Genomic DNA, 25801 nt, shown 5'->3' on the forward strand with positions numbered 1-25801 from the left:
CAATTAAGAATCTTCAACCATTTAAAAAAATAACAATTATGCCAGACAAAGAAGAAACACAAAACGAAACTGAAAAAAGAATAATTAATCTAACAGACCTTGCTCTATATACTGATACTCCTTTTGAATCAGACATTACCGACTCCATGCTTGAACTTTCACATCTATACGAAAATGGTGTAGCTGGAGAATTGGAGGCTGATAAAGAAAAAGCACATTATTGGACTGAATTATATACTAAGAAAAAAGTAAATAATTTATCAGAAAGAGCATTAGAAAATGATAATCTTCTTGCAATGTTAGAACTTGCAGAATTATATGATAATAAACTTGCAGGCGAGAAAGAAGAAGATGAAAAGGAGGATCAAGCCAATTACTGGAGGTCACTGTACAATGAAAAAAATGGAGATTATCAATTAGGAAATAGGCGTGAACATGAAGCCACTTATGCGGAAAGATTTCCATTTCTTGCAAAAGATGCAATCAAGGGAAATACCGAATCAATGGTAAAACTTGGCTTAATGTATAGAGATAGCATAGTGGGTCAAATTAATTATTGGAATGCTTCCGATGTCGTTGAATTATTTGAAAAAACGATGGCAGGTGATGTTCAATCAATGCATTCATTGGGAGAAATGTACTTTTACGGTCAAAATGTAAAAGAAGATGAAGTAAAAGGATATCATTGGCTTAAGAAAGCGGCAGATTTAGATTACGTTCCATCTATATTACAATTAGCGGAACTACAGAACTCTGGAATTGAAATTGAAAAGGAAAATCATACTATTAAAGAGTTATTTATTAAAGCTGCCCAATTAGGTTCTGATGAGGCGAAAAGATGTCTTGTCGTTATTTGCCACGAAGATAAAAACGAAGAAGAAAAAGAAAAATGGTTGCAGGAGATTTTGCAAACGACCGATTCAGAAGTTATGAAAGCAATCGGCTACTTCTATTACAACGGAGATATAGTAGAAAAAGACCACAATAAAGCCATACAATGGTTTGAAAAAGCCGCAGAAAACGGTAACTTCATGGTGATGAATACTTTAGCTAATATTTACAAGAACGGGAAAGGAAATATAAAAAAAGACGTAGAGAAAGGTGAATATTGGAATGACAGACATTGGGATTTTGAAATAGATTATAGCGAAATAAACAAATTTCATCTTCCTAAAGAAAATTTTAATAAAGCAATGTATTGGTTTAAAAGAGCTGCAGCCGAAAATAATGTTGATGCAATCTTTAACGTTGGTTTGCTATATGATAATGCAGTGAATTGGGGAGGCGATTTTATGTGTGATGAAAGCTGCATGTTCTTAGCCAGAAAGTGGTTTAAAAAAGCAATCAGTTTAGGACATGAAGAGGCAAAAGAAGGTTTGAAATACCTTATTTCGGATATGGAAGACTGCGAATTGATTTAAAAAAACACAAACTACTGGTTTTTTAATCGTTTCATTAATAAAATCAAAAACCTACCTTATAATTACAAATCTACCATTTCATGGAAAACACACATAAGCTCCATCGTCATTTTGCCTCATACTTTAATGATCAACTTGTTGAACCTTTCGTTTACGTTTTGTCAAAACGAATGGAGAATGGACATATCTGTATTCCAGTAAACAGCAGTATTGATGAAGAATTGAAAGAAGGTGGCTATTTAAAGCAACAATCTTTCAAAGATTCTTCTTTAGTAACTTCGAATGAAACAGATTTAAAACCCTTTGTTCTTTTTAATGATAAATTTTATCTGCAACGCTATTTTCAGTATGAAACTACTATTTTAAACCGTTTAGAATCACTCGCTAAAAGTAAAGGTAAATTTACAGAAAGAAGTGAAGCATTGCGTTCACAAATCGATTTTATCCGTGAAGAGATTTCACCTGTTGAAGACCTTTCCAGTTATTCAGCTGAGGAAAAACCCGACTGGCAAGCTGTCGCTGCAATACAGGGGGTACTGAATAATTTAACGATTATCACGGGCGGACCAGGAACGGGTAAAACTACCAGTGTTGCGAAAATCTTAGCACTTCTTAAAAAAACTGAAGGCGATCAATTGAAAATTGCTTTAGCTGCACCAACCGGTAAAGCTGCGGTGAGAATGAAGGAATCACTTTTGGCCAGCGTCATTCAATACAAAGGTTTGAATATTGAAGATGTGGTGAATAAAACCGAACCGAAAACACTTCACCGATTATTGGGAACCAATTTAAATTCTCCATTTTTCAAACATAACAGCACTAATCCACTACCCTATGATGTCGTAATTGTAGATGAATCTTCTATGATCAGTGTTGCGATGTTTTCAAAATTGTTAGCGGCAATTGGTGAAAATACACGCATAATTATTCTCGGTGATTCAGAACAGTTGGCCTCAGTCGATGCCGGAAGTTTATTTGGAGATGTTTGTCTTTCTCAAAAAGAGACAGAAAATCAATTTGCTAATGAGAATCTAAAGTTGATTAATTCATTAATTCAACCTGATAGAGTTGTCTCATATGTTCTAGAAAAGCCTGATAATTTTCTGAATCAGCATTTGGTTCGATTGAAGAAAACGTATCGCTTTGATCAGAATTCTAAAATGGGAAGGTTTACGCAAGCCATTATTAAAGGAGAATCGGGGCAATTGGAATCGATCATCAATTCACCAGATGATGATTGCTTATTTGTTGATTACGATTATAAAACAACTTTTTTTGAAAACTTTTTAAAGAAATACAAAGCCTATATTGAAGAAGTTAATATAGAACAGGCACTGATTAAATTAAATAACTGCAGAGTTTTATGTGCGAACAGAGAGTCAGAACAAGGTATTTATAAAGTAAATGAACGCATCCAAAGTTTTTTGAAAAGGGAGTTCGCCAATCAGATAGGGCTATTTAATCCTTCAGGCGAGTTATATCATAATCAGTTGATTATGGTTACAAAAAACCAACCCGATTTGAATTTGTTTAATGGAGATGTTGGCATTGTTCGGAGAGATGATAAAAATAAATTAAAAGTATATTTCCCACAGTTACAGTCTAATTCGGTTCAGGACGAAAATAAAAAGTATCATGTTGTTACGCCTGGATTTATTGAACAGTGGGAAACCGTTTTTGCAATGACCATTCATAAAAGCCAAGGTTCAGAATTCAAGGACGTTTTTGTGATGTTGCCAAAGAATCAGGATAATCGGATTTTAACGCGCGAACTACTATATACCGGTATTACAAGAGCAAAAGAGCGTGCCTATATACAAGGCACTTTAGAAGTCATAGTGGCGACCGCCGACCGTTTTGTAAATCGGGTGTCAGGAATTAAAGAACGTATTCAAAATAATTAACAGCATGTCGATCATCCAGTATACTACCACAAACAATAACGACTTAGCTCAGCAATTTGCTGCAAGTATCAAAAAAGAAAATAGCATTTTTACCCCCATATTCGTAGGTATTTCAAATAATGAAACCAAAGAGTGGCTTGTAGAACAAGTGGCTGAATACAACACCATTTCAGCCAATTTTGTTTTTAAAAAACCGCTGCAATGTGTTGAAATGATTCATCAGATTCTGGGACTGGGAAACTCCAGAAAAGAGCTTCTTCAATCCAGTCAATTAAACTGGATTATTTTTTCTATTCTTAAAAAAGAACAATTTACAAGGCAGTTTCCAACGATAGCCAACTATTTTTCCGCAGATGATTTAAAGCGCTTTACTTTAGCCGAGAAAATAGCCAGTTTATTTTCTAAATACCAGGAGTTTGATCAAAATCTAATCAATAAATTAGAAGATGAAACAGGAGAAAATAATGAAGAACATATTCGCTGGCAGTCTTTTATATGGAAACAGCTCAATCAAATTGCCAGCAATAACTTCAGCTCGCTCTCAAAAATGTATCAGGAGATTCTTGCTCATTTAAGTGGGAATTTAGACCATCAAAAAATCTTAACTCAAAAAATACCTTCACTTTATTTTTATGGAACTGTTCCTTATACCACCGATTTCGTCAATTTTTTAGTTGAGTTAGGGAAATATATTGATATTCAAATATTTAGATTAGATCATGATTCTGACACCTATTCCTGCAGACTCTACGAAACACTTTCCGGCTTTCAGAAGAAACAGGCTCCTTTATTCAATGGTATCATCACTGAAAAATTACCGGTATCAGTTTCACAGGCTGAAAACACTTTATTAAGTTCCGTTCAACAGGAATTAGTAGGTTCGAATACTGTTAATTATGCTTTTAACGAAACGGATGACTCTATTCAAATTACCAATAATTATTCGGTTTATAGAGAGGTTGAGGCTTTATGGAATTATTTGATTACTCAATTTGATGCCGATAAAAATCTACAGCAACGTGAAGTTTGTGTGATCATTCCTTCATTTGAAAAATATGCTCCTGCAATTAAAGCAATTTTTGGAAACGATCATCTGAAATTTGACTATTCTTTTTTCAACACCAGTTATAAAATCCAGGATTCTCCTTACAAGGCATTATTGGCGTTGTATGCTATGGATGAAAAAGAATTTACTTCTAAGCAGGTTTTTGGATTATTAGAATATAAGTATATTCGAGAGAAATTTGGTTTTGCAGAGGATTTAGAAACGATCAAACGTGCGATATATTTGGCTAATATCCGTCACGGAATAGATGGAGATATCGAATTAGAAACTGATATGGTCTCTTGGCGATATGGTTTAAAACGATTAGTTTATGGCGGTTGTATAGAGAACACTGATGAACTCCTCACTTTTGCCGATACCGAATTTTATCCTGTTTCTGAATTTGAAGACGGCGACTTTTTTGAAATAATTCGGTTAAATCATTTTGTAGAAACACTCTATGACTGGGTAAAATTAAAAGAAGAAAAACGCAGTTTGTTTGACTGGATCAAACATTTAGAACGAACTATCGAAAACTTCATCAACATTGAGGAACAGGATCCAAATGTGTTTAACCGACAATTAGACGGATTGATGAAAGTAAGAGATTTGGTTAGTGAAGATGTCCCTTTCGCAGTTATACATTATCATTTGAAAAAACTTTTCGACAATTTAGAACAGTCTGAAAAGATAGGTTACGGTGGTATCCGTTTTATTTCTCCAAATCCAAATATTGCTGTACCTGCTAAAATCTACTGTTTCCTGGGAATGAATGGAAACGAATTTCCAAGATTAAGCCGCAAATTAAGTTTTGATTTACTTTCGGAGGAGAAAGAATTTAGTGCCTCAGGATTAGACAAAAATATGTTTTTGAACTTAATTCTTGGGGCTGAAGAAAAATTATACATCAGTTACATCGGACAGAGTGTTACAGACAATTCTTCCATTCCGCCAAGTACCTTGATTGAGGAATTAACTGATGCTTTAAAAAAATGGGGAATTCCGAAAGATACTTTTATCGCAAAACATCCTCTGCATTTGTTTAGCACAAAATACAATCAAAACGATCCGCGCTTGATTCGATTTTCAAATTCAACCAAAGAAGAAATTGAAAAAGCGGCAGTCTCCAATTTTGCAAATTTAGAATTAGAAAAAGATGCTGAAGGAAATAAAATTATTCCACTTCACAGTTTGATTCGATTTATTGAAGATCCAATTCGTCATTATTACAATAGGGTTTTAGGTATATATTATTCAGATAGAACAATAGATCTGGAAGACTGTGAACCTTTTGCATTAAGTCACTTAGAGAACTGGAGTATTAAAGATGATTTATTAAAAAAACGATTGCAAATAAATCAAGATGATGAAACTTCTGTTCTGGAAAAAAAGCGTAGAGGAAAGCTTCCATTTAGAAATTTTGGTATTGCTCCAATAAGTGAAAACATGAAAGAAGTTGATTCACTATTAGCTAAATTACCACATTGGTTTTCAGAAACAGTTAATAGATCAGTACCTATTAACTTTGTTTGTAATCAATACAGAATTATAGGGAACATTGATGGCGTTTATGATGATAAGTACCTTTTTGCTACGGTATCAACTGATAAATGGAAATATAGAATCCGTTCACTAATCAATTTTATGGTGTTAACTCTTTTTGACACTAGTAAAACCCAGGGTTCTTATATCCATAAGAAAGACCAAAGTCCTTTAAATAAAAAGGAAGATTTTGAAAATAACTTGATTCAGTTATGCGAACTATTTGAACGAGGGTCATCAGAATTAATTCATTTTACGAGTGATTTTATAAAGATTACGGCAAAAAAAATGGATACTTATTTAAGTGCTACTGATCTCGAAGAATATTTTCACAGTCAATTAAACGCTCCTGAACCCTCAAAAGTATATGCCTCTGAATATTTTACAAGAGAATTAAAGAATGGTTTTTTAGATGAAGAACAGGCATTTGATCAATTTAAAACGACTTACATAGAAATAATAGGAATAGTTGAATCTGGATTACAAGAATAAACATGGAAGAATTTAAAGTGGAATCAGTTGATCTTTCGGGAGCAAATATTATCGAAGCCAGTGCAGGAACCGGCAAAACATTTTCGATTGCAGTATTGGTAGTTCGATTATTGGTTGAGAAATGGATACCAATCGAAAAAATGTTGTTGGTTACTTTTACGGAATCAGCAGCTGCAGAATTAAAAGAACGTTCTATAAAATTCATAAGAGAAGCCCTGTTAGAAATAGAGAACTCTGGATCATCCGGAAATGAAATTATTAAGGGAGTGGTAGAAAATGCGCTTAACAATAATCAGACGAGTGCTGACATTGAAAATAGACTTCGCAAAGCCTTGTTGAACATTGATAATGCGATGATGTGTACAATTCATAGTTTTTGCCAGCAAACGCTGAATGAATTTGCTTTTGAAACCAATCAGATTTTTGGTAAGGAATTAAAATCGGATATTTCAGATATTGTGACGAAACATACGAATGGATTTAGACGCGCAGTTTTAAATATAATAAATCCTGAATTATTCGAAATAAGCGAATTAAGCAATGAGAAAATCTTAACTGGAATCATTAAAAATGCTTTAAGTGGACAAAAACTTCACGGAGATCATGCTGAAGTTCATTCTCTTTTAGAGTACAATCAAGAGTTAGAAAAGATAAGAGATGCCACAATTGAATATTTGCAAAACAGCAAAGATTCAATGACTAATACTATAAATAATTATGTAAAAAAGGGATACGGCAAAGCATCAGCTTTATCTAAAATTGAAGATAATAATAAACTATTAATTTATTTTGAGCTAGATGCAGATAAAATAAAATTTGATTTTAACGATCTTTTCCCAATTGAAATTGCAGAGTGCAAAAAGAATAAACAGGAAAGAGACCTTTATTCCTGCTCGACTAAAAATGTTTTTTTTCAGCAAGCCATCGACTGGATCCTTCCAAAAGTTAAGCAAGAATTGAAGTCTAAAAACCATTTCACCTTTGATGATTTAATCGATCAATTACACGGATCGCGAGACAAGGATGCGCTAAAGCTATTAATGAGAGCGAAGTATGATGCTATTTTTCTTGATGAATTTCAGGATACCGATAAAAAACAATATGCTATTTTCAAGGAAATTTTCCAACACGATCCTTCCAAAATAATTTTCTATATCGGTGATCCAAAACAATCTATATACGCCTGGAGAAAAGCGGATTTAAATACCTATTTCGAAGCACGAAACGCTATCGTCTCGGAAAAACGTTTTACGATGAAGACGAATTTCCGGTCCACAACAAATTATATCGATGCTTTAAACAAGTTTTTCCTGCCCAACACTGATTTCGATACTTTCGAAAATGGTGCAGTAGAGGGTCACCAAAAAATAAAATACGAAGTTGTAAAAGCAAAACAACAAAATGCTGAAGGCCTCAATATAGATAACAAGTTGCTTTCCCCATTAACCATAATTGATGGATATAAGAGTGAGGAAGAGGTCAACGCTATAGTACGAAAAACCATTCGACATTTATTAAAAGGAGACGTGACCTTAAATAAAAAACCTTTAAAACCTTCTAATATCACTATCTTAATCAGAACCAATCGTGAAGGAAAAACACTAAAAAGAATACTGGAAAGTGAAAATATCCCTTCCGTAATTTTGGATGACAGCAAAGTGGTTCAGTCAGCAGAAGCAAATGAATTATTGTTTATCCTGCAAGCGATTCTTAATCCAAAAAAAGCAGCCATTCAAAAGGCGTTTCTAACTTCTGTATTAGGGAAAAAAGTTATTGATCTAGAAGATATTGATTTCGATTATTGGGTTGAAAAATTTTCTACCTATCAAAAAAACTGGACAAAAGACGGTATTTTTGTAGCATTAAATCAGGTGATTAATGATTTTAATTTGATAGCAAAAAACCAGTCAGATATCACGAAAGGACATCGAATCCTTTCGAACATCAGGCAATTATTAGAGTTGCTGCAGGAAAAAGAACAGAATAATGCCTTAACACCAAATGAAGTTTATTTTTACTTATACAATCAGACAAAATCAGTTGATGATACAGAAAACAAAGAACTTTCGCAACGGATAGAAAGTGATGAAGATGCAGTAAAAATTGTTACCATTCATAAAAGTAAAGGATTAGAATATGATGTCATCATAGCTCCTTATCTGAATCTGAACGAGAATGAAAAAGGTGAGTTTAGTAGTATAAGAATAGAAAAAGAAGGTGAAAGTGATTATGTTTTTACAAGAAAGCCAATAAGTGATCTTTCCTTGAAAGTTCAATTTATAAGTCAGCAAAATCAAGAAAACAGACGTCTGCTATATGTTGCTTTGACCCGTGCTAAATATAATGCGATTGTAATTAGTAAGGTTGGAAAAAGTACCCTTTCAAACCTACTGGCTAAATTACAAACGACAAACAACAATATTAAACTTTATAAAAAAGAAGATATTGTCGACTGGAATCCGGATCCTATTACATTACAAGAGGAAACGATACCCTCTTCTGATAAGACAATTCCAAAACTCGTTTTTGCAGATAAAAATTATAACAAGATGAGCTACTCTTTTCTGTCTGCTCATCCTTCAAAATCTACCAAACAAGACGGAACTTCTTATGAGAAAAGTCACTATGACCATTTTGTTTTTAAAGATTTAAAAAAAGGCGCCCAAATAGGAAATTTACTGCACAACATCTTTGAATTTATTAATTATTCAGACACAGACAATTGGACGGAAGTTATTCGTACTTCTGTGCAGTGTTTTGCGCCATCTAATATTGAAGACACTGTTTTTTTAGAGAACTTATATCAACTCGTTCACCATACTGTTCATGCTAATTTAGGCACAGACGCTTATGGAAACACCTTTTCATTACAAGCTATAGAACGGGGAAAAAGAATCAATGAGATTGAATTCAATTTCAAAATTGCAAATGAATTTGGAATGATGGATTTAGAAAGCGTGATGATGGATCATTCACAGATTCTAACAAAACGTTCAGGCGATGTCAAAGGCATGATGAATGGTTTAGTCGATTTGTTTTTTGAGCATGAGGGAAAATATTACATCCTCGACTGGAAGTCTAACTTCTTAGGAGATTCGATTGCATGTTATCACGCAGACCAGCTCAATGAGTCCATGAATGAGAGCAACTATCATTTGCAGTACTGTATTTATACCGTCGCTATGAAACGGTTTGTCGAAAGCAAACTGGGAGCTGATTTTGATTATGAAACTCACTTTGGAGGAGTTATTTATTTATTCTTAAGAGGAGTTCGTGAGGGACAAAGTACAGGAGTGTATGTCAACAAGTTGCCTAGTAATAAAGTGGAGGAATTGGAAAGGATTTTTCAATTAGAAGCAGTGATGTAAATGTGTGCGAAAATATATGATACTAATTTTTTCAGTTTTACGAATATTTGCTGAATCGTAATCTTTCGTGTAGTTAAAAAGATATATTTATAATCTAGAACTCAAAAAAGAGTTATTAATTTGATGCTTTTTTAATCTCCCAAAAGGAAATGCAAAATTCGTCTTCAAAAGATTTGGATCCTCATTTTTATTCAGTTACATTGTAAGTATAAGTGAAACTTTCGTTATTTTTCGAATCACGACTGCTTGTTAAGATAGATTTTCCTTTCGACTTTTGTTTAGTACTTTTTGAAGCTATTGTAGCCTTTGTTTTTCTAATAGGGGAAATAATTAAATCAGCGTTCTTACTGTCATAAACAATGTTACCTAAAAACATATCTAAAGCCTCATATAAACGATAATTTTGTTTGAGCTCACCATCCTGTGGGAAGATTTGATTTCCAACCGAAAAGCCTAACAACTCTATGATTATGCGCGGACTATCCGGATTATAACCGCCTTGAAATAAAATGTGAGTTTTAGGTTTCATTTTCTGAAATTTCTTTTCTGCATTTTTTGAAAAAAGCCTGCTTAAATATAATTCTGTTACTTCCCGATACTCAGTGTTTTTGGCACCATCTCTCATTTCCTGAATATTAACATTCTCAATAGTCAAGTAAAGAATATTTTCTTTTTTTATCCCTAACTCTATCATCTTTGCCTCAAGTTCCTCCGAATATGCCATATTAAAAAACTTTTTATTAATCCTAAAGATAATGAAAATTAAGAAGTCATTATCGAATTAAACAGAAACAAAACCAATTTCATTAAATTTCATAAAAATACTTGTAGTTTTATTTAAAACAATATTATCAATTCACCTCTTAAGATAAAAATTTCAATAATTCCCGACGGCCTGTTTTAAAATAGAAGCAATCTTATCTCTTAAACTTTCAGGAGTAATAACGGTTACCTGCCAACCAAAAGAAAGAATGAGTTTTTGCAGTTCAAAATTAGGAATAACTTTGATGCGAACTTCTAACTGATCATTAATTTCTCTTGCCTTTTGGGACTGATGAATAGGCTTCGTTAATATATAGGGCTTCGCTTCGGCACTAAAGAGTAATTTCACTTCTTCCGCAACTGCGTCAAAAGGTCTGCTCACTCCTACGATATCGGAGAAATAATCTTCCCAGTCAATGTCTGCATCAACATAGGTTTTGTTAGTTTCTTTTACTCCACTAACCCTGTCTAACGCTAAATTCCAGGTTTTGATTCCATTCTCCTCATTTCGTCCAAATACGAACCAGCGATTATTGTATTGTTTTAAATGATAAGGATGAAAAACTATATTTACTGACTTTTCCTGCGTGAAGGGATGATAAGAAACATTAAGAACGCGTTGGTTATGAATCGCATTAAAAATCACCTTAATGTACTCAGTTCCTACATAATCAATATTCGATTCATAACTAATGATATGCTCACTTTCCGGAATTGCGCCGAATTTTGATTCTAATCTGGGTAACATTTCATCCATCCATTCAAACTGAGGGGCACCAGAAAAACGTGACAGAATCTGTAGGGCCGATTGCATTTGAAGTGCTTCAGCTTCATTAATGGGTTCATTTCTGATGCTGAAATCCCTATCTGAATATCGATAAATTTTCCTTCGTCCATCTTTTATCTTATCTAAAGGAATCGAAAAACCATCTTCGCTTTCCATGTACTTAATGTCTTCGAATAATTGGCGGCGTTGAATTCCTGTATTGTCTGGATCACGTTCAAATAATCTATCGTTTATTTCTTTTAACAAATCATCGATGTTATAAGTTCTTCCCGTATTGCGAAAGCAATTATCCAAAATTTGGTATCGGAAGTAAGCATTTTTATTGATTGCCATAGTAGAATTATTTAATATGCAGATTCACTGCACAAGATACAAATACTTTTGTAGAGTAAATAAATAATAAAACATAAATGATGAAAACTGAAAATCAAATTATCAAATGCCCGAAATGTGGAACTGAAATCGACGTGAATGATGTGTTGTCACATCAAATCGAAGAAAGTTTAAAAATAAAACTTCTTGCCAAAGAAAATTCTTTAAAAGAAGAATTTCAGAAAAAAGAAGAAACTCTCCATGCAGAGAGAAAAGCAGTCGAGGATTTAATGAAAAATCAAGACTCAATTCTGCAGACAAGACTGGAGGAAGAAAAAAAGAAAATTGAAAAAGAGGCAGAGGCAAAAATGAAACTGAAGTTGCAGGCAGACCATGAAGAAATTCTCAAAATGAAGGATGACGAACTTAAAGAGAAATCTGAGCAGGTTAGAGCTTATAATAAAATGAAAACAGATTTTGCCAGAATTGAACGTGAGAAAAATGAACTGAAAGAAACCCTTGAAGCGGAAAATGAGCAAAAATTAAATACAAAAATTGAAGAAGAACGACAAAAAATTCAATTACAGATTATGTCTAAACATGAACTGGAAATAAAAGACTTCCAGAAGAAATTGGATGATCAGAAAAAACTTACGGAGGAAATGAAACGCAAACAGGATCAAGGATCAATGCAATTGCAGGGAGAAGTGATGGAACTGGCAATTGAAAATTTCCTTGCTTCTAATTTTCCATTGGATACCATTGAAGAAATTAAAAAAGGTGCTTCAGGCGCAGACTGTCTTCAAACCGTAAACACTTTCGATACCCAAAACTGTGGCACCATATATTATGAAAGCAAGCGTGCGAAGAACTTTTCGTCTGGCTGGATTGAAAAATTCAAAAATGATATTCGTGAGAAAGGCGCAGATATTGGGGTTTTGGTAACCGAAGTTTTACCTACCGGAATGGAAAGAATGGGATTTCATCAGGGAATTTACATCTGTCGTTTTGACGAATTCAAAGGGCTTTCTAATATTTTGCGACAGTCATTAATCACCATCAGTACCGCGATTCAGTCGCAGGAAAACAAAGGTGATAAAATGGTGATGCTTTATAACTTTCTTTCTGGTACAGAATTCAGAATGCAAATGGAAGGAATCATCGAAGGTTTCCAGCAAATGGAAATAGATTTGAACACCGAAAAAAGAGCGATGATGCGCAGTTGGAAACAACGCGAAAAGCAGATTCAAAAAGTGATCAACAACACCGTGAATATGTACGGCTCGATTAAAGGAATTGGCGGAAATGCAGTGCAAACTATAGAACTTTTAGAACTTGGATATACCGCAAATCAAATTGAAAACACACTAGATTATGAATGAAACAGTAAGAAAAAAATTGATCGAGGTTGCAAAAGATAAAGCAGTTATCACGTATCAGGAATTATGTAATGTCTGCAATTTAAAACTCGACATGCGAGAGAATCCAGCAGACCGAACAGAAATCGGTAGAATTCTGGGCGAAATCTCAGTACACGAATTTAATCACCAACGACCGCTTTTAAGCGCAGTAGTTCTTTCGAAAAATGGTGAAGAAGGCGACGGATTTTATAAACTCTGCCAGGAATTAGGTTTTACAAAAAACTGGCGAAAATTAAAAGAAGAAGGAATCTTCAGTATTAAGGAAATTATAAAATGTCATCAATATTGGTCTAACAATTAAAATTATTTATTATGGAAAAGCAACATGTACACAACCTTATTATTTTAGATGAAAGTGGCTCCATGCACAGCATTAAATCCCAAATCATTTCGGGCTTTAACGAAACCGTTCAGTCGATTAAAGGTTCTCAGAAAAAATTCCCTGAGCAGGAACATTTTATCTCTGTCGTTAGTTTTAATGATCTTGGCAACAAATTGTTGCACTTCATTGATCCTGTAGAAAAACTTAATGAGATCGATGCTGATCTCTATCAGCCAAATGCCTGTACTCCACTTTTTGACGCTATCGGATTCTCGGTGACTAAATTACATCAGGTCGTAAAAGATCAGCAGAACTGTAATGTCCTGGTAACTATTATGACCGATGGTGAAGAAAATGCATCGAAGGAATATTCTGGAAAACAGATTAAAGAATTGATTGAAAAGTTGAAACAAGAAAAATGGACTTTTACCTATATCGGAACCGATCACGACGTAGATCAAATCGCACTTAATCTTTCCATCACCAATACTTTGATTTTTGAGAAAAACGAAGCCGGCATTAAGAAAATGTTTGAAAAAGACAGAACTTCGCGCGATGTTTATTATTCAAAAGTCCAAAGAAATGAGGATACGAAGGATAATTTCTTTGAGGAATAATATGGCGTAATTCTTCATTATTTTATATAAAAATAAAAGCTCGGATTTAATTCTGAGCTTTTGTTTTATTTTCTAATTTGGTAGTTAGTCATATCCAGCAATTCGAATTGAGGGAAACTCCTTAAAGTGGATTATCGCCATTTTATTCGAAATCATTTCAATAATTTTTTAATTCCCTGAACAAATGCATCTCTATTATTGTGCTTGAGAGATTGATAATGTTGAAGTTTTTGTTTAAGCTGGAGTGAATTTACATCTTTATTCCAAAATACAATCCTTTTTTGTAAGATCTCAGGATCTTGGATATATGTTGTTAAGTTTCGCAGCACTTTATCAATCTCTTCATTTCCTGCTCTAAAAATATGCGTTCCCCTCAAATCATTACAATTTTCCCAAACAATATAAAATCTGCTTTTTGACTTTATTGTAAATAAAAAACTAACTTCTTTGACAGTATCTCGCTGTTCAATTATAGGAACGATTTTTCGGGTAGCGCTATGCATACTAGCTAGCAACTGGATATAATAAGATTTACTTCTATTACCGATATATTTTTCAATAATTTCTTCATTAGTCAAATTCTCAACGGAAGGGAGCTGAACTAAATTTTTGTTACTACCACTTCTATTGAAATTTAATTCACTCCTTACCCGTTCTTCAACTAAAACTACAGTATCCTGTATTTTATCCCAGCCTGGTGATTGTTCTTTTAAAACAATTGATTTATGCACTAAAAATTTAAGGAGGGTATTATAATATTTTTTAAAATAACCCTCTTTTAGCAAGTTCATTTCTTCCACAATACCTTGCATATCAATAGGTAAAATAAATTCAGTTTTATGTTTAAAACTTATTTTATTTTTTCCAAAAACTACATCTTCCCAAACCATATAGACGGTTTTGCTTTCACTAATTTTCAAATCAAGAATTTGCTTTGCCCGTTTTTCTTCTTCTACAATAGCTGCCCTAATTTTTTCTTCTTTTTCTCTTTTAAGATTTTGTCTTTCTATACTAAGAAGTTTCTCTCTTTTTTCGTTCTCTTTTAATTGAAAAGCGCTAAACTCCCTTTCTTTAGGTTTTATATAATTCTCAACTGCATGATTTATCTCAGCTTCACCACCCCTAAATTCTTCTGTAAGTTCAAAGATTGCATTTACTTTTGTACATCTCAATAAATAAGCAGACCAATATTTATTAGAAACATCTTCATTATGAACATCTGCTAAATGGATTAGAAACTTTTTTATCCCGAGGGTCTGTTTGCACTTTTGACATTCAAATAAATGTCTTTTAGAGGTAATTTTCTTTGAAAAGTATTCTATGTCAACTGATAATAACATTTATTTACTTGAACTTTTATTGATAATTAAATACTCCTGACGTCTTTCAAATTTTTAAAAACGTAATACTTTCCATTTTAAAAATCCAGAAATTCTCACATCATTCATCACTTCGAATAAAGTCAAAACTCGTTTCTAAACACGGTCTCAAACTTTGATCATTCGCACCAATCTGCAAATAATTACCAGCTAGAGACTGAAAATAATCCAAACCTCTATCCATCACAATTCTCCAACCATTGCTTGTTTTAACTTCGCGCCCATGGATGGTATCTGAGAATTCGAATGTAAACTGGATATCATTTTCATACAAGCTATCCGCAATCTGTTCAAAAGCAATTTTATTTTCTTCTCGCTGGTCTCGATCATCACGTGAGGTGATAAGATGAATTTTTTTGCAGTCTCCAATTTTCACAATCATTTCTGCCAATTTAATAAAATTGGAAATTTGATGCTTCAATCTAATATAGGGATCCTGAATAGTAATAGATTCTGCACCGATAAAATAACTTTTAAATACATCTTCGTAACTGTACCCAATGTCACCGTAAAGAATTTTGAGATTCTTCGGTTTAGTTTCAGTTTGTTTTGTGAAATTCTCAGATTGAACTTCTGGAGTACGATCAGCATCGAAATTTAGTTCCGCATTTACACTTTCGATTTGCAGAGTATTATCTTTTCCTTTCTTTAAAGAAATACCTTGTAGCACCGCTTTACTTTCCGGACAGTAAATAATTTTTTCAATTCCGTCCTTATTAAAATATGATAAATCTACACGACTGTATTCATCATCATCTTTCATTTTATCCATTTGCTCCTTTACTCTGCGTCGTCCTTCAATCGCATACTCCAAGATTTCATCAAATTCCTCATCAGTTGGATTAGCATCTGGATGGATAATTTTCAATAAGGCCATTGAAGTCTTCTGAATAGCTAGATCATCACGTCCTTCCACATTTGGTCCGAGTCTCATTTTAGACGAAAGTATATTGCTATATGCGCTGCTATTTTTAAGCATGTGATGAAATGCTTCTGCAAAATAATCTGTAATCAATCCATAGTTGGACGCATACCACCTTGGATCCATTTTAGGAATTTCCCAGCCTGGTAAATAGTAAAAAAATCGGTCTTGAATTGCAAAGTCAAAGGCTTTTGGTAGGGTTATAAATAAAGAGTGATCAGAGGAGCGCACTACCTGTTCTATAGAATGATCAATGTTTCCAACAAAAGCAAAACTTGCATTGGCAATCACTTCTCGACCACGGCTAAATCTACCTTTGGCCATATAATCCTTCATAATCTGAATTGTATCCGTATCTGTAATTTTAAGATTACCTACTTCATCAAAACCAATGGTATCCCAATACCCAACCAGACCAACTTTTTTTCGAGCATTATTGTAAAGTAAGGTTGCAGTACTGGCTTTACCACCACTGATTAAAGTACAATAGGGAGAGAACTCACTGTAGAAGTGAGATTTTCCAGTTCCACGAGGTCCCAATTCAATAAAGTTGTAATTTGCTTGAACCAATGGAATCAAGCGTGCTAAAAAATGAAACTTCAATCTTTTTCCTTCCGGAACTCTGCCTTTATATTCTGGTGGAAGATGATCGATAATTTCAGGATTAATACCTACACTTCTCAGCACCACATTTATCCATTCTTCAGTAGTAAAGTTTCTTCGGCCTTCCAGAAATTTATTGAAATCAAATCGAGATAACTGAATGGGTTTTAAATCTTCTATGTAAAAGGCATAATCATCATCTTCAATTTCGTTATAACCCACGGTAACTTCTGCCCACACTCCGCCTTCTAATAGCTTTTCATTGTCTTTGTAGAATTTTTCGTTAATGGCAATGCGGTTAGAGCCGAAATTCTCCATTTCCGCCCAGTGCCGTTTTTCTCGTTCTTTATATTTTACATGAATTCTATCTATAAATTTATGACGTCCTTTTTGCTGCACCATTGACTGGGCTTTATTCGCTTCATCCGGTCGAACATAGTTTTTCTCAACAACTTCCAGAACAGCCATTTTACCTGCAATGATTTCCTCGGGATCATCTGTTGCACAATATTTAGCCAATAGAAATTCCAAAACAAAAGCTGGAACATTCGCCGCTTTTTTAATATCGTGAACCAAATCTTTTCTAACCACTTTTCCGGGATAGAATTCGTTTAATTTTAAATCTAATTCATCCATAATTTTACATGTAATTGGTTGTTAGTTTTAATTCTGAAAGGATAAGACCTGTAGCGGGTGATTTTGCATATACAGTAAATTCACCTTCAAAATCCTCCTCCATTGCAAGTGAAAATTTCATGGTCGTGTTTTCCGCGATTTCAACATATCCTGTCGTTGAATTAACCGATTCTGAAGGCGCTGGAGTACCAACGACTTTATCTCCACTCACCGCTTCAATCTGAACATCATTAATTTCTCCGAAAAGAGATTCTCCAAAAGCAGCAAGTTCCAAAGAGGGTCTTAATGTAGTGATACTACCTGACGATTTACCTTTGTAGGTTAAATTGATTTGAATGTCTTCTTTTTGCGAAACTTTCTGCGGGCGATAAGTCAAGCATGGGGTAATAATTTCCTGCAACGAAATACCTTCATGGAAAAATTGCTTACCGCGTTCATAAGTAGCATAATTTTTTAAAAATAAAAATTGATCTACTTCTGAATTAATACCTAATTCTACCGCTGACAATTCGATATGGTCATTATTTGTTGCACCCTTTCCAGCGAGACATCGTGTTTTTTGAAGATACCAGTCTCCAACAGGTTTGGTACTATTGTTACCTGCTTTAAATTCATTTAGCAAAACAAATCCATGATCGGCAGCCAATACAAATTCCTCATAACCTTCGTCTTTCAACTTACTGGAAATTTTAAGGATTTTCATCAATGCCTGTTCAATGAGCAATTGTGCGTTATCTGGAGAATTCTCTCCTGCCTGATCAATTTCAGTTGTGGTCACAAACAACAAATCTGTTTTATCATATTTGTCGGTCAATATATCTTTATCCCACGCCCAAGAAGCTTTATCTCCTAAGATTTGAGAAGTATATTTTATACGACTCTCCCGCGTAGAAGATTCAACGTCAGAGAGATAAGGTTCTAATTTTTCGTTCTTTATTTTGAGTGATAAATTCGAAGATGCTTTTGGCATTAAGGCTGCCATTGCATATTTAGTAACCGTAGGAGAAAAAGCCAAAGCCGGTTCCAGTTCAGTATCAAACTGATTTCTTTCCAATCTTTCCTTCAATTGACTTGCCAGTTCGTAACGCATTGCATCCGCTAAAAAATAAACGGTCTTTTTACCTGATTTAAAAAGTGGCTCTACTCTTTTGTCAAATAAATCGATATTTCGTTGAATCGAAAGGGTGCTCAAACCTTGACCTTTCACTTGATCTAAAAAGGTTTTTTGTAAATCTTCCACAAAAATCAAATAAGCATCTACTGCGTATTTATGAACTTCTTTTAGTATCGGAGAAGCGGATATTAACTCAGCATAACTTTTATCCAGTTCTCTGTGCAAGGTATCTAACTGGTGAACTTCGGCCGCATACCAATTTACTATGGAATTAAGGTCAGTATATTTTTTGGCATCAACAGTTAATTTCTCAACCAATTTTTTAATAAGATGCGCCTTTTGACCAATCAACCAAGAAGATCTTCGGTCATCATCATAGGTGCTCCAAATAGATTCATGGTTGAGAAGTGATTCCGCTTTTTTTAAATCACCGGAAACGAGTTTATCTTTAAATTCATTAAAGAAAGTAGTGTCTTCAAAAGCGAAGGTATTAATACGACCTAAGTCGGTTTCTTGAGCAAATAGTTTCGGCAAAGAAAGTTCTTCACTCACGCGCTGTGCTTGATTTACATAAATTTCTTCAACATCTTTTGTTTTTCTTAGTTGTGTACAAACCTGTTGAATCAAAACCATTGTATTTGGTTGTGCAAGCGGGACATCTTTAAGTTGTTTCGGCAGTTCAATTGGTAAATCATGTACAAATTCACTGTATAAAACAAGGTTCCATAATTCCTGCGAAACAGACTCAAACTTTTGGTTTTGTAAAGTAATCCCTAAAACGCTTTTTGTAAAAGTTTTTAATTCTTTAATCCAAGTTTTATCGGCTTGTAAAAATTCCTTTTGAGCCGTGGAGGGAATCAACATTGCGATCAGAATTTCTGCGTTTGAGGAGGCATTTAATCCACTTTTTAATTTTGGGTAATTATTGCCTCCCTGCAATGCATCGATTGCGTCGAAGGAAGGATATTTTTCATCTCTAAAAAACTCTTCAATTTTAGTTTCTTTCTCCGGAAGAGCGGCGAGGCATAGCTGTTTATATTCATCTGCAGCCTGGTCCGGAAATACGCAACCTCCGGAAGAAAATATAATAAATGGATCAAAGGTTAAATCATCCTGATCTCTTTTTACTTCAAAGGGAACGTAGACCACGATTTTCGCGTGTTTATTTTTAGGCATCACATTGACCCAATATTCCAGGGCATTTTCCCGAGCGGTCACTACATTTTCTGAAGCATCAAAAACTTTGACATCATCGTTTTCTAAACCTTGGACAATTTCCTTGTAAAATAAAGTGGGATCATAAATAACCAAACCATAACCTGAGTCTAGTTTTTTTTGAAAATGTTGATGGATATATTCTTTTATCATTATATTTTCCAGATTTTTATCGCCTTATCTGCTAAATCTTTTGATCTGCTCGCAACCTGATCAAATTTAAATTCTTCATAATTTTCAGCGATTTCCTTAGTTATTTTCAGCGATGATTTATTGTATTGTTCTACTTTATCCTCAAAAGGATTATTGGATGCAACAATATTTAATTTTTGTCCCAATAATGTTAAGTTCCCAATTCTGTTAACTACATCACTGTGCTTGTGTTTCGCACCTTCTCCTAAATACAATTCCCAATCACCAAATTCTTTCTTTGATTTTTTGGTAGTTATCGTTTGGGGGATAATATGTTCCAAATGAACTTCTACACCAGAATTAATAGTAAACTCTCCTTCGGTTTCATGGAGTTTATATTCAAATTGCTCTAGAACATATTTAGCTCTATTGATACTTCTCTTGTAATCTGCTTTTACAAAATTTAATTTAAACTCTTCATCATCAGGAATATCTTTACTCAACCGCTTACCTACTGCATCGATAATATTGTGTTTATCTAACATGTTTACTAAGTCTGAAAATATATCGTCCAATATAGCAGTCTGTCTCAAGCAAATATGTCTTCTAAGCATAAATACTGCGACCATTTTCAGAATAACAATTCTATCCGAATCGGTGATATTGTCTCGAGAGAACAATTCCAATAAAAAAGTATAGGTTGGAATTGACTTTATACGTTGTAAATCTAATATAGCGTTGTTTATTTTATTATTGGAGAACTTTCGATTTCTGATATAGGAATATGTTTTTGCATAATTTGCCAACATTTCAGTAAAAGAAACGGCTGTAATCTTTTGTTCTTCACTCTTCTCATCTTCAACTTCTTCTTTACTGCTATTTTCTATTTCCTCATCGGATTCAAGTTCATCTTCAATATCATCTTCCTCCTTTTCAATTTTCATTGTACTGTAAACTCTATACTCGGCTAGACCTTCACAGGCTTCTACGGAATTAACATATAATTTTTTAAACTCATCATTCAAAAATGTATAAGTGATTTTTTTCCTTAATTGAGAACACATAAAGTGTCTGAAGAATTCGTCGGTATCTATTCCATCAAGTGAGATAATTATATCCCTCCAATTTTCCTTTACCGCTGTTAAAGTCTCCTGATCCAAGCTTGAAGCATGGCCTAACAGAAAATTTTTAATGATGTCGGTGGGACTTAAACTTAATCCTCGATTGTTGATGGTTTCAAAAAGTTTGTAAGCATCTTTCGCTTGGAAAACATCTAAACGAATCACCGATACTTTATCCATCAATTTATAATAGAATGAATTGAACTCATCATCCGTCAGTTCTGAAATCCATTCTGTAAAATAGGCAAAGTTATTTTTAAGATTTTCATTGTGAATGGTTTCCGGATCAGCATCCTTTAAAACTTTAATGTAATCGGGATTGTCCAGTTCGCCCAATGTTACTTTATTTTCCTTCACGCGATCAACTCCACTTGCTTTAAGGTAACCCTCTATTTTACTTGCCTCTTCAGTATCTTTCTTTTCTTCAAAAGCTTTACTTAATGCCGTTAGCAGTAGAGACAAAGTCGTAATTCTTTGTTGCCCGTCAATCACTTCTAACTGATTAATTTTCGCAGTGTGTGCGCCTGTTAAACAAACTAAATTGCCGAGTAGATGAGAATCATCATCGGTTAAGTTTTTGATATCGTTAAATAAGTCTTTACACTGCTTCCATTTCCAGGCATATCTTCTTTGGTAGGCAGGGATGAAAAATTGCTCATTCCGAGTACTGAACAATTGACTTATCGTAAGTGGTGTTGGTGTTATTTTCATGAAATATTTTTACTAATCTGCGTTTATTTATTTTACTATTTTTCCCTTTGTTTCCTTCGGCTTTACCGTACAAATATCTTCTAAACCGTGAGCGATTGCCATGCTCAGATCTTTTACACATTTCTTGCGGACGCGATCCGGCCAAATGCTGTAGGCCAAATGTGCCCAGTCATAATCTCCTTTTTCAAGTTGTTTCCAACAGTCCTGGGTGGCTTTTTTCCATTTCGGGTGGCGGAAAAGATTGTGTAGTGGTGCAGCAGTGATGAGGACACCGTCATCTTGATTGGGTTGGTAAGGCAATTGCGCAACTCGTAGCAATTCTTCTTTGAAATCTTCTAACTCGGCTAAAAATAATTTTTGATCATTTAATTCTTTACCAGTCCCATTAAATTCTAAACCCTCTACTTCTTTGGCGACTTCTTTGATTTTTGGATCAACCAGTTCATTAATTATTTTGAAAAGAGAACCCGCGTTAAGTTTTGGATAATAAACCCAAACATTAAACTTGCCGGAAGGAACACCCAAATGCCAGTAAATTGGTGAGACTCTTTTGTTGCGCGAGTAATCTTTTAAATGCGCCTCAAAGAATTTAGAATGTTTGTCAAATATTTCAGAAAGTTCGTTGACTTTAAAATGCTCGGTTAATTCTTCTTCAATGGTGCCATGAGTTTCCGGCCAGAAATATTGGATAACTTCTTTTAGTTTGCCTACAATCGGATTGATATCTGAAACAGTGGCAACCTCTTCCAATACTTTAATTGGATAAGGGATTTCCCAAATTTCTTTTATTTTATCGTGGTATTCTGGAAGCACCAAATCTAAAGTTGATTCCCTCTTTCCATATAAAAAAGGGCTGTGTTTTCTAGCTTTAAAAATATCTTCATCACTCCATTCTTGATCCCAATGTTTTAGAATACGGATATCCCACCTGCCAAAAGCAGAGCCTACTAATATTGTCAATATTTTATCAAATTGAGACTTTTTGTCAATTTGAAATATCTTTCCCTCATCATCTTCTCCAGCTTTTAACACAATTCTCAAAATTGCATCTCTCTCCAATTCTGTAATCTGAAAATAATTAAAAACTAAGGAATTCAGTTCGCTCAGATCAGACACATATTGATCTCTATAATTTTGTAATTTTTCGGTTATATTTTGCAAGAAAATAGAGATAGACTTTTTATTCACAAAAGTGTTAAATTTAAAGTTAACACTTTTGGAATCAAGTGCTTTGACGTATTTTAATTTTTCATAATTTGTTAAAACTATTTGCTTAATCGCATTAACAAGAACCGCATTTAAATGTGGAATTGGTAAATTGTTAACTGTTCCATTATTATATGCTGGTTGATAATCCTTCTCTAAATTCAATTTAATAATATAATCATAAAGTTGCGAATTAAATAATCCACAAATTACTGAAATATCATCAGCATGGGAGAATACCATCAAAGATTTAGAACTTGTTGGTATAAATCCTTTTGGAATTATGTGAGGTTTAAAATAAACACTTCTAAAAGCCCAGCTTAAACCTTCTTTGAAATATTCTTTTTCATTTCTGATATTTCCTCCGTAAACTTTTACTTCCTTACCTTTCTCTTTCCAATTAATAACTGTGTAATAATCCCCGAATATCCTAGTACTTTCTTCATTAAGAATAAAAAACTCCCAATTATTTTGTTCAATTATTTCCCACTGATTTCGGATAAATCTAAAATTATTTCCCGTATCTAACCCTTTTTTAGCACTTGCGGTAGTATCACTTATTTTCGGATTATCTTTTGAAAGATCAAATGCTTTATTTATTGCCCAGTAGCAAAGAGGAGCATTTGGTAATAATAAAAATAAATTTGGATTTAATTTATAGGTATTATTAGATAAAGAATCTAAAAGAACTGTCTTTAAATTTAGTTCTTTATCTTGATAATCAGTCAGTCTGAAAAATATTGATTTGTTAGTACTTTTTCCTTTTTTAATTACATAAGCTGAAGTTTCTACCATCGCATCAAGAACTCCTCCACCCAAATCTATCATCGTTTGGATTTGATTTTCCTCAAGGATGTATTTTCTACGCCAAGCAGAATAAGTGCTTAGGAAAAATATTGTTCTGGTAGTAATACTTCCTAAATTGGCATCGTTAGAAAGCATAAGAAGCATTCGATCTATAAATACTGATGCTAAATCTGCCTTACTTAGAGAATAATTATCTTCAATATATTTTTTAGAGTTTTTCGAAGCTGCTCCAAATGGTGGATTCATGACAATGACGTCATACCTTTTTCTGCACAATTCTATAAATGCAAAACCGCGTGCAGTATCTTCTGCAAAGAGTAATTTCTGAAAAGCATCACTACCTTCTGCATTTTCAGAGAAACGTTGTAAAGCTTTCAACACTTCATCTTCCGCGGTATCAAAAAAGTCTTTGCTGATCTTTTGACCTTTGCCATAAATGGCGGCCATTTCTCGCATTTTAAGTTCAGGGCCTTCATCAAAAATGCTCAATTGAGCAGAGCTGTCTTTGTGTTTTTCGTACTCCGCTTTTGTAATTTCAATTTCTTTCTTCAGTTCCTCTTCAATTTTCAATAGAAGTCCGGTTTCACCAACTAACTGCATTTTATCCCAAATTACGCGCACCAATTTTCCAATTGGGCCTGGTAAACTTTGGGTAAACTCAGCCAACATATGTACATCTCCCGGCATAGGTTCTGCCAAGACCAAATTACTTTTGCTGATCGCAGGTCGGTCTGCAGGCTGTAAGTTCAGTCGGTCAAATGTCTTCTGCGCCCGCAACCATAAACTGAGTCCGGCAATCTGTATCGCACGAGGATCGATATCTACTCCATGAATATTATAACGAAGAATAAAACCGGGAATCATTTTAATAAAATCTTCCCGCAAATAATCTGCTCTTAGATCTTGCATTAATTCCGGATGATTATCCCAAGCTTCGATATAAATCTGTTCATAAAGATCAAAACAATACAATCCAAAGTGCATGGATCCACAAGCAGGATCGAGCATCAGTATTTCCCGTGGATCTTTTAATTCTCGGTATTCAATATAATTGGCGCCTTCAATGGTGGTCTCAGGAATTGATTCTCCTTTTTTCAGAAAAATCTCATGTTCTCTTTTCACCATATATTGGCAGGAATCAACCAGAGAAGTTTGTCCATTGGTCATTTCAAACCATTGTCTTCCCAAACTGTTATCCACCAAAAACTGCACGACATATCTCGGCGTGAAGAACTGATTTCTAACGGCTAACTCCCGACTGTTTCTGGGAGCACCGGAAGCGTCGCGCATTTCAGAAATTTCCTCGCGGCTATTGTAATACTGGTAAATCCAACCGATTGTTTCATCTTCTATCCATAGGTTTACAGGTTGTTGTCCGGTTTCCCGATACATCTTCAACTCGTCATCATTGATGATGGTGAGTAATTCAAGCAAGACTCTTTCAGAGGGGAACAATAAAGCGTAGGGAGAAAAACGGTCAAACACCGCTGGGAGATCGATTGCCAGTTCATCAAAAACATGACCGATATACCAAGTATAGCGCGTAAATTCATCTGCTGTTTTGGCACCGCCGGTCAACTGATCGTAGACAAGGAAGCCTTCCGATTGAAATCCTTTACGAATAGATTCGCGGATGATATTTCTTTCCTCCGACATTCTTACGGCAGCGAAACGGTTCAAAATAGTAAAGGCCTGTTCACGTATTAACTGCCGTACTGCTTCGGGAGCTTTTTTGGTACCCGCAATTCCTTCTTCCAAATAATGAAGACGCTGCCGGAGTAATCGTGCAGTTTCAATTTCGGATGCTTTGCGCGTTGTTAATTCCTCTACCAATAAATAAGAACCATCCGGACGAATGCCATAATACTGTTGTAATTGACTTTCGAACTCGTTCATCAGCAATTTTTTCGCAGACTGAACAACGGATCTTATTTTATTTCTTGCGCCTTGTGTTAATGCCAT

14 protein-coding genes are annotated in these 25801 nt (G+C 34.3%); 7 read left to right on the top strand and 7 right to left on the bottom strand.

Annotated features, from left to right (window positions below):
• Positions 1-38: 38 nt before the first annotated feature.
• From Q73A0000_RS05035 to Q73A0000_RS05050, 4 genes are all read left to right on the top strand, one after another.
• The gene (locus Q73A0000_RS05035; RefSeq protein ID WP_193812988.1) at positions 39-1421 is read left to right on the top strand and encodes a tetratricopeptide repeat protein; all 1383 of its coding nucleotides are present in this window, start codon (positions 39-41) and stop codon (positions 1419-1421) included.
• 80 nt (positions 1422-1501) lie between these two features.
• Positions 1502-3325 (top strand): exodeoxyribonuclease V subunit alpha, encoded by a 1824-nt coding sequence (gene recD / locus Q73A0000_RS05040; RefSeq protein ID WP_193812989.1) that lies wholly within the window; start codon positions 1502-1504, stop codon positions 3323-3325.
• Positions 3326-3329: 4 nt separating this feature from the next.
• Positions 3330-6404, top strand: coding sequence for an exodeoxyribonuclease V subunit gamma (locus tag Q73A0000_RS05045; RefSeq protein WP_193812990.1), 3075 nt, complete (start codon positions 3330-3332; stop codon positions 6402-6404).
• Between the two features lie 2 nt (positions 6405-6406).
• Positions 6407-9772 carry a UvrD-helicase domain-containing protein gene (locus Q73A0000_RS05050; protein WP_193812991.1) on the top strand — a complete coding sequence of 1122 codons (3366 nt, stop codon included), beginning with the start codon at positions 6407-6409 and terminating at the stop codon, positions 9770-9772.
• 187 nt (positions 9773-9959) lie between these two features.
• On the opposite strand, the gene Q73A0000_RS05055 is transcribed toward Q73A0000_RS05050, so the two are convergent.
• Both Q73A0000_RS05055 and Q73A0000_RS05060 read right to left on the bottom strand, forming a co-directional pair.
• Positions 9960-10496: a hypothetical protein gene (locus Q73A0000_RS05055; RefSeq protein ID WP_193812992.1), complete on the bottom strand. Its 537-nt coding sequence runs from the start codon at positions 10494-10496 to the stop codon at positions 9960-9962.
• A 153-nt stretch (positions 10497-10649) separates the two neighbouring features.
• Positions 10650-11654 carry a helix-turn-helix transcriptional regulator gene (locus tag Q73A0000_RS05060; RefSeq protein ID WP_193812993.1) on the bottom strand — a complete coding sequence of 335 codons (1005 nt, stop codon included), beginning with the start codon at positions 11652-11654 and terminating at the stop codon, positions 10650-10652.
• Between the two features lie 77 nt (positions 11655-11731).
• On the opposite strand from Q73A0000_RS05060, the gene Q73A0000_RS05065 reads away from it, so the two are divergent.
• The 3 genes from Q73A0000_RS05065 to Q73A0000_RS05075 are packed head-to-tail and all read left to right on the top strand — an operon-like array spanning position 11732 to position 13993.
• The gene (locus Q73A0000_RS05065; RefSeq protein WP_317174273.1) at positions 11732-13015 is read left to right on the top strand and encodes a DUF2130 domain-containing protein; all 1284 of its coding nucleotides are present in this window, start codon (positions 11732-11734) and stop codon (positions 13013-13015) included.
• Complete coding sequence (locus tag Q73A0000_RS05070) at positions 13008-13355, top strand: hypothetical protein (protein WP_193812994.1); 348 nt, start codon at positions 13008-13010, stop codon at positions 13353-13355. Before Q73A0000_RS05065 ends, Q73A0000_RS05070 begins: the two co-directional genes overlap by 8 nt.
• A gap of 11 nt (positions 13356-13366) precedes the next feature.
• The gene (locus Q73A0000_RS05075) at positions 13367-13993 is read left to right on the top strand and encodes a vWA domain-containing protein (RefSeq protein ID WP_193812995.1); all 627 of its coding nucleotides are present in this window, start codon (positions 13367-13369) and stop codon (positions 13991-13993) included.
• 152 nt (positions 13994-14145) lie between these two features.
• Here the strand turns inward: Q73A0000_RS05075 and Q73A0000_RS05080 are convergent, their stop codons facing one another.
• The 5 genes from Q73A0000_RS05080 to pglX form a co-directional block, all read right to left on the bottom strand.
• Positions 14146-15333 (bottom strand): hypothetical protein, encoded by a 1188-nt coding sequence (locus Q73A0000_RS05080; protein WP_193812996.1) that lies wholly within the window; start codon positions 15331-15333, stop codon positions 14146-14148.
• A 100-nt stretch (positions 15334-15433) separates the two neighbouring features.
• The gene (brxL, locus tag Q73A0000_RS05085) at positions 15434-17533 is read right to left on the bottom strand and encodes a BREX system Lon protease-like protein BrxL (protein WP_193812997.1); all 2100 of its coding nucleotides are present in this window, start codon (positions 17531-17533) and stop codon (positions 15434-15436) included.
• Positions 17534-17537: 4 nt separating this feature from the next.
• Positions 17538-20015 (bottom strand): PglZ domain-containing protein, encoded by a 2478-nt coding sequence (locus tag Q73A0000_RS05090; protein ID WP_193812998.1) that lies wholly within the window; start codon positions 20013-20015, stop codon positions 17538-17540.
• Positions 20015-21826 (bottom strand): DUF262 domain-containing protein, encoded by a 1812-nt coding sequence (locus Q73A0000_RS05095; RefSeq protein WP_193812999.1) that lies wholly within the window; start codon positions 21824-21826, stop codon positions 20015-20017. Before Q73A0000_RS05095 ends, Q73A0000_RS05090 begins: the two co-directional genes overlap by 1 nt.
• Before the next feature lie 27 nt (positions 21827-21853).
• A complete protein-coding gene (pglX, locus tag Q73A0000_RS05100) occupies positions 21854-25801 on the bottom strand; it encodes a BREX-1 system adenine-specific DNA-methyltransferase PglX (RefSeq protein WP_193813000.1) in 3948 nt (1315 codons plus the stop codon).

Origin of the sequence: Kaistella flava (ex Peng et al. 2021), from assembly GCF_015191005.1 — a bacterium.
Taxonomy (GTDB): Bacteria; Bacteroidota; Bacteroidia; order Flavobacteriales; family Weeksellaceae; genus Kaistella; species Kaistella flava.